This is a genomic window from Saccharothrix obliqua, from assembly GCF_019375475.1.
Lineage (GTDB): Bacteria > Actinomycetota > Actinomycetes > Mycobacteriales > Pseudonocardiaceae > Actinosynnema > Actinosynnema obliqua.
Window position 1 is genome coordinate 56172 of record NZ_JAHXGQ010000017.1, and the last position, 6940, is coordinate 63111.

The 6940-nt window shown below is 74.0% G+C and carries 3 protein-coding genes; 1 reads left to right on the forward strand and 2 read right to left on the reverse strand.

Features of this window, described 5'->3' with window-relative positions; genetic code table 11:
- Positions 1-3: 3 nt before the first annotated feature.
- Complete coding sequence (locus KZQ38_RS33875; RefSeq protein ID WP_219448116.1) at positions 4-1251, reverse strand: M1 family metallopeptidase; 1248 nt, start codon at positions 1249-1251, stop codon at positions 4-6.
- Positions 1248-5045, reverse strand: coding sequence for a Pls/PosA family non-ribosomal peptide synthetase (locus KZQ38_RS33880; protein ID WP_308258728.1), 3798 nt, complete (start codon positions 5043-5045; stop codon positions 1248-1250). Before KZQ38_RS33880 ends, KZQ38_RS33875 begins: the two co-directional genes overlap by 4 nt.
- A 748-nt stretch (positions 5046-5793) precedes the next feature.
- Here KZQ38_RS33880 and KZQ38_RS33885 point away from each other — a divergent pair.
- Entirely contained in the window at positions 5794-6831 is a 1038-nt protein-coding gene (locus KZQ38_RS33885; protein ID WP_219448109.1) for a glycosyltransferase, read from the forward strand.
- The last annotated feature ends 109 nt before the right edge of the window (positions 6832-6940 follow it).

Consider the following 6940-nt stretch of genomic DNA (forward strand, 5'->3'; position numbering starts at 1 on the left):
CCGTCACGGCAGACGTGGTTGGCTGAGCCACGCGTCGAAGAACGGCTCCAGCGGCGCGATGGAGTGCCACTGGGCCAGGGCCGCGAAGTCCGCCGTGGTCGCGGTGCCGTGCCGGTGGTTGCGGTTCCAGTCACGCAGCAGGGTGAAGAACGCGTGGTCGCCCAACCGGTCGCGCAGGGCGTGGAGCGTGAGCGCACCACGCTTGTACACCCGGTCGTCGAACATGTTCGCCACGCCCGGATCGCCGATCCGCAGGTCCTGCGGCAGTCGCGCGAGCCGGGCGTGCGCGCGCTCGGCGTGCACGGCCGCCGGCGGGCCGCCCGAGTTCTCCGACCACAGCCACTCGGCGTAGCAGGCGAAACCCTCGTTGAGCCAGATGTCCCGCCAGTCCGCCAACCCCACGCTGTTGCCGAACCACTGGTGCGCCAACTCGTGCGCCACGAGCCGTTCGCAGCCTCGCTCGCCGTCCACGTGGTTGGCGCCGAACACCGACATGCCCTGCGCCTCGACCGGCACTTCGAGTTCGTCGTCGGTCACCACCACGTGGTACGCGCGGAACGGGTAGGGGCCGAACAGCTCCTCGAACACCTCCACCATGCGTGGCTGGCGGGCGAAGTCGTGCGCGACCGCCTGCCGCAGCCGCGCGGGGGCCAGGACGTCCTGGCCCGGCGCGAGGGACAGCCGCTCGTACTGGCCCACCTGCACCGACGCCAGGTAAGCCGCCATCGGCTCGGACTGCTCGTAGACCCACGTCGTGCTGCTGCCGCCGGTTCGCCTGTCGACCAGCAGCCCGTTGGCCACCACCGCGTACGCCGACGCGGCGGTCACCGAGATCCGGTAGGTCGCCTTGTCCCGCACCAGGTCGTTGCACGGGAACCACGACGACGCGCCGATCGGCTGGCTCGCCACCAACGCGCCGTCGGTCAGCTGCTCCCAGCCCAGCTCGCCCCAGTACCGCGTGCGGATGGGCTGCGGCGTGCCCGAGTACCGCACCTCGACCACGCTGCGACCACGCGCCGCGCGCCGCACCCGCAGCTTGCCGTCGCCGTGGGTGTAACGCGCGGGCGCGCCGTCCACCAGCACCTTGCCGACGGTGAACCGGCCGAGGTCGAGCGTGATCGGACCCTCGGCGTCCACCCACAGCCGGGCGCGCCCGGCCAGCCGCCCGGTCAGCGGTTTGTAGTCCAGGTCCAGGTCGTAGTGCTCGACCCGGCACGCGGGGTCGCCGTGCTGCGCCAGGTAGGGCTTCATCGCCACGCCGAGATCGGGTTGCCCAGCCACCGGCTGCCCGCGGGCACCTCCTCGCCACGCATCACCAGCGAGGCGGGCCCCACCGAGGTGTGCGCGCCGACCGTCGCACCGGGCAGCACGATCCCGTGCGGCCCGAGCGTCGAGCCCTCCGCCAACGTCACCTGGTCCATGCGCAGGATCCGATCATGGAACAGGTGCGTCTGCACGACGCACCCGCGGTTCACGGTCGCGCCGTCCCCCAACCGGACGAGGTCCGCCTCCGGGAACCAGTACGACTCGACCCACGCGCCGCGCCCGATCCGCGCGCCCAGCGCCCGCAGCCACAGCGGCATCAGCGGCGAGCCGCCCGCCGCGCCGACCAGCCACGGCACGGCCAGCACCTCCACGAAGGTGTCCGCCAGCTCGTTGCGCCAGACGAACGCGCTCCACAGCGGGTGCTCCCGCGACCGGAACCGGCCGATGAGCACCCACTTCGCCAGCAGCGCGACCGCGCTCGCGACCAGGCCCGCCGCCAGCAGCACCACGCCGGACAGCAGCGGCGCCCACCAGCCCAGCCCGCGCAGCGCGAACAACACCAGCACGACCAGCGCCACGTGGCACATCACCGGCACGACCCGGCACAGCTCCACCAGCGCCCGCGCCACGACCAGCCGCTTCGGCGGGGCGAACGTGCGGCTCTGGTCGCCCTCGGCGACCGCGCGCGGCAGCTTCATCGGCGGCATCCCGAGGTAGGAGCTGCCCGCCTTGGCCCGCTTCGGCGCGGCCGACAGCACACCCACGAGACCGCGGTTGGGCACCTCGCGACCCGGCGCGGTCATGCCCGAGTTGCCCAGGAACGCCCGCTTGCCGACCCGCGCGGACGCGATCCGCAGCCAGCCGCCGCCCAACTCGTAGGACGCGACCATGGTGTCGTCGGCCAGGAACGCGCCGTCACCGATCCGGGTCATCTTCGGCAGCGCCAGCACGGTCGACGCCTCCACGCCGCGGCCGACCCGCATACCGAGCATCCGCAGCCACACCGGCGTGAACAGGCTCGCGTACATCGGGAACAACGCCACGCGGGCCATGCTCATCAGCCGCTCGGTGGTCCACGCCTGCCAGGCGACCCGGCTGTGCACCGGGTACGCGCCCGCCCGCAGCCCGATCCCGAGCAGCCGCACGGACACCAGCACGAGCAGCGCGTAAGCGCCCAGCCACGCCACCGTCGCCAACGGCACCCCGAGCAACGCCGCGCGCAACGTCAGCGGGTCGTCCGCGACCGGACCACGCGCCACGAGCAGCAGCGCGGGCAGCGCCGCCACCGCGGGCAGCAGGCCCAGCGCGAAGGACGTGCAGCCGTACACGCCCTTCCACCACAGCGAGCGCGGCGGGCGGGAGCGTGGCCGGGACGCCTTGCCGGTGCGCTGCGCGGGCACGCCCGCCCAGCGCTGGCCGGTCGGCACCGAGCCGGTGACGCCGGAACCGGGCGCGACCTCGGCCCGCTTGCCGATCCGGGCGCCGGGGAACAACGTGCTGCGCGCGCCCACCGTGGCGCCCGCGCCGACCCGGATGCGGCCGATGCGCACCAGGTCGCCGTCCACCCACGTGCCGGACAGGTCGACCTCGGGTTCGACCGCGCTGCCCCGGCCGAGCTTGAGCAGCCCGGTGACCGGCGGCAGCGAGTGCAGGTCGACGTCCGGGCCGATCTTCGCGCCCAGCGCGCGGGCGTAGTGCGTGATCCACGTCCCGGTCAGGTTCGTCGCGCCGCTGTGCTCGGCCAGCTTCTCCGCCGCCCACAGGCGCAGGTGCACGCCACCGCCACGCGGGTACGCGCCCGGCTTGACGCCGCGCAGCAGCAGGCGCGCGCCGCCCGCCGCGATCGCGACCCGGCCGGGCGGGCTGATGAGCAGCAGCCACCCGGCCGCCACCCACCACCACGACACCGACAGCAGGCCCAGCACGTTGCCGATCGCCGCGAGCGCGACCACCCACCGCAGGCCGGCGACCGTCATCAGCGGCACGGTCAGCAACGCCTGCACCAGCCGCGCGCGACGCGGGGTCGGCGCGACCTCGCGGACCGGCGCGTCGTGCGCGGCCAGCTCGTCCAGCCGCGCCGCGAACGCGCGCAGCGTCGGGTGCTGGTAGACGTCGCTGACCGACACCCCGGCGTACCGCGCGCGCACCAACGACATCAGCTGCGCGGCGGCCAGGCTGCCGCCACCGCTGGCGAAGAAGTCCGCGTCGGCGCCGGACACCCGCGAGCCCAGCACCTCGGCCCACTGCTCGGCCAACCACGCCTCCGTGCCCTGGAGGTGCGTCTCCGCCTCCGTGTCGAGCGCGGGCAGCGGCCACGGCAGCGCGTTGCGGTCGACCTTGCCCGAGGTGCGGGTGGGCAGCGTGTCGACCACCGCGATCAACGGCACCAGCGCGGCGGGCAGCGCGGCCCGCAGCCGGGACACCGCGTCGGCGTGGTCGAAGCCCTCGCCCGCGACCAGGTAGCCGACCAGGATCTGGTTGCCGCCCCGGGTGGTGCGCACGGCCGCCGCCGCGCCGGCCACCCCGGGCAGGGCCTGGAGCGCCGCGTCGACCTCGCCCAGCTCGATGCGCCTGCCGCCGAGCTTGATCTGCTCGTCCGCGCGGCCCAGGAACAGCAGGCCCTCCGGCTCGGCCTTGACCAGGTCGCCGCTGCGGTAGGCACGCGACCAGCCCAGCGCGGGCAGCGGCGCGAACTTCTCGGCGTCCTTGGCGGGGTCGAGGTAGCGGGCCAGGCCGACGCCGCCGATCACCAGCTCACCGGTGCCGCCCATCGGCACCGGGTGGCCCTCGCCGTCGACCACGGCCAGCTCCCAGCCGTCCAGCGGCAGCCCGATGCGCACCGGGCCGACACCGGTCAGCGGCGCGGCGCAGGCCACCACGGTGGCCTCGGTGGGCCCGTAGGTGTTCCACACCTCGCGGCCGTCGACCGCCAGCCGCTCGGCCAGCTCCGGCGGGCACGCCTCGCCGCCGAAGATCAGCAGCCGCACGTCGTCCAGCGCCTCGACCGGCCACAGCGCGGCCAGCGTCGGCACCGTGGACACGACGGTGATCTCCTGCTCCACCAGCCACGGCCCGAGGTCCATGCCGGTGCGCACCAGCGAGCGCGGCGCGGGCACCAGGCACGCGCCGTGCCGCCACGCCAGCCACATCTCCTCGCAGGAGGCGTCGAACGCGACCGACAGGCCCGCCAGGACGCGGTCGTCGGGGCTGATCGGGTCCTCGGCGAGGAACAGCCGCGCCTCCGCGTCGACGAAGGCCGCGGCGGAGCGGTGCGACACCGCGACGCCCTTGGGCTTGCCGGTGGAGCCCGACGTGAAGATGATCCACGCGTCGTCGTCCGGGCCGGGCGCGCCGACCGCGCCCAGCGGCGCGGCACGCGGCACGACCACGCCGCCGCCGGTCATCACGACGCAGGCGGCGGCCTCGGTGAAGACGAGTTCCGCGCGCTCGTCCGGGTCCTCGGCGTCGACCGGGACGTACGCCGCGCCGGCGGCGAGGACAGCGAGGATCGAGACGTAGAGGTCGACCGTGCCGGACGGGACGCGGACGCCGACCCGGTCGCCGACGCCGACGCCGCGGTCGGCCAGCGCGCGGCGCACGCCGTCGACCTCGGCCAGGAGTTCCCGGTAGGTCAGCGAAGTCGTGCCGTCGTCGATCGCCGGCGCGTCGGGGTGGCGGCGCGCGGTGTCGGCGAGGACGTCGAGCAGGGTGCGCTCCGGCGCTGCCGCGTGGGCGCGGAACAACGCGGGTGCGGTGGCGGGGTCGTGGGCTACGGTCACCGGTCGGCACCGCGGGTGGGCAGGCGCATGTTCGTCCTCCGAGGGCTGGGTAGCTGCCCCGCGCCCGGTGGGCACCGGCCGGGCAGCCTCGGCGACCGCGTGCCGCGAAATCGCCGATCCGGCACTCTACCTGGGGTTTCCGGGTGGGCAGCGACGCAGTCACCCGAAGTGGGGGGTCTCACAGGGTGTAACGCCGGGGAATTCCGCGTGGCGCGGCCGTTCGAACGACCGCGTTTCGGTGGTGCGAAGCCACCGATCACACTTCTGTCCACAGTGGACTGATACGCCGGGTGCGCCGGTACCGCGGGCGGTCCCGGCGCGTTCTCGCGGCCGGATCGGCTCCGGGTTCCCGAACCCCGTGCCGACTCCGCGTCGACACCGGTCGTCCACCCGCGATTCGCCTGCGCGCCAAGTGAAATCGGCCGTGCGCGCGGCCGTGCGCACGCCCGGTGGTCAGGGCTTCCCGTCTGCCCGCACCCGTCGCGGCTGTCAAGTGGTGCGGCTCCGGCGCGCGGCTCTTGGCACTTAAGGGCCGATTTCTGCCCCTAATGGACTAGACCATTGCCGGGGCCGGTGCGGCGGCGATAACGTCGATCACGGCCGGGACCGGTGATCTCGCGTGCCGAGGCGCCGGAACCCGTTGTCCGGAAGGCGTTCTTCGGGTGGCAGCGTCGCCAACCGGGTGTGGGAAGAGGTTCGGTGACGGCTGCGCGCGGTGTTGTCCCGCGGCGCGGATACGGGGTGGTGAATGACTGGCAGGGTGATCTACGCCGGGTTCGAGGTGCAGTACCCCGTCGGCGGCAACCGGTTGCTGACCGACCACGTCGCGCTGCTGGTGGCGGCGGGGGTGGACGCGTACCGGTGGTCGCCGACGCCGGGTTTCCGGTACTCGTGGTTCGCGGACGACGTGCCGACGTTGTCGGGTGCGGAGCTGGACCTGGGCGCGGAGGACCTGCTCGTGGTGCCGGAACTGGTGGTGCTGCCGGACCGCGACCCGGCGCCGGGTGGCCGGAAGGCGATCTTCGTCCAGGGCCACTTCATGACGTTCCTGACGTGTCCCGACGTCGACCTCTACCCGGGCTGGAGCACGCCGCCCGCGTTGTGGACGATCTCCCGCGACGGCGTGGACGTGCTCAGCCGCGCCATACCCCACCTGCCACCGCCACGACTGGTGCCCAACCCGATCGACGCGGGGGTGTTCCGGCCCGGGGTGAAGGTGCCGAGCATCGCGTGGATGTCGCGGAAGCGGCCGTCGGAGAGCGCGTTGTTGAAGCAGATCCTGCGCAACGACCCGCGGAGTGCGGGGGTGGAGTTGCGGGACGTGCGTGGCCTGTCGCACGGGGAGGTGGCGCGGGTGTTGTCGGACACGTCGGTGTTCGTGGCGTTGGGTGCGCCGGAGGGTGAGGGTTTCGGGTTGCCGGTGGCGGAGGCGTTGGCGAGTGGGTGTCTGGTGACGGGGTACGGGTTGGGTGGTGGTGACGAGTTGTTCGAGGCGCCGTCGGCGTGGCCGGTGGCGAATCTGCGGACGGTGGAGTTGGCGGACCGGGCGTTGGAGTTGGTGCGGTTGCCCGACGCAGACCGGTTGCGTGCGGCGGGTCGGCGGTGGTTGGTCGACCGTTACAACGCGGAGGTGACCACGAAGGCGTTGCTGACGGCGGTCGAAGCGGCCCGCGCCCTGCCCGGCGAAGCCACCCGCGCGATCCACCCCTCCGCGTGGGAAGAGGAACTGATGCGCGTGATCGCCCCGTACGCGGCACCACTGGCCGCCGCCGGCTCCCAGAGCTAGCCCCTCCCACGCCCCGCGCCGAGGCGCATCCGCGCGTCCCACCCGCCCGCGCCACGCGGCCGGGCGGTTCCGCGCGCCCTGATCCGGTCGAGACCCGCTAGGAGCCGAC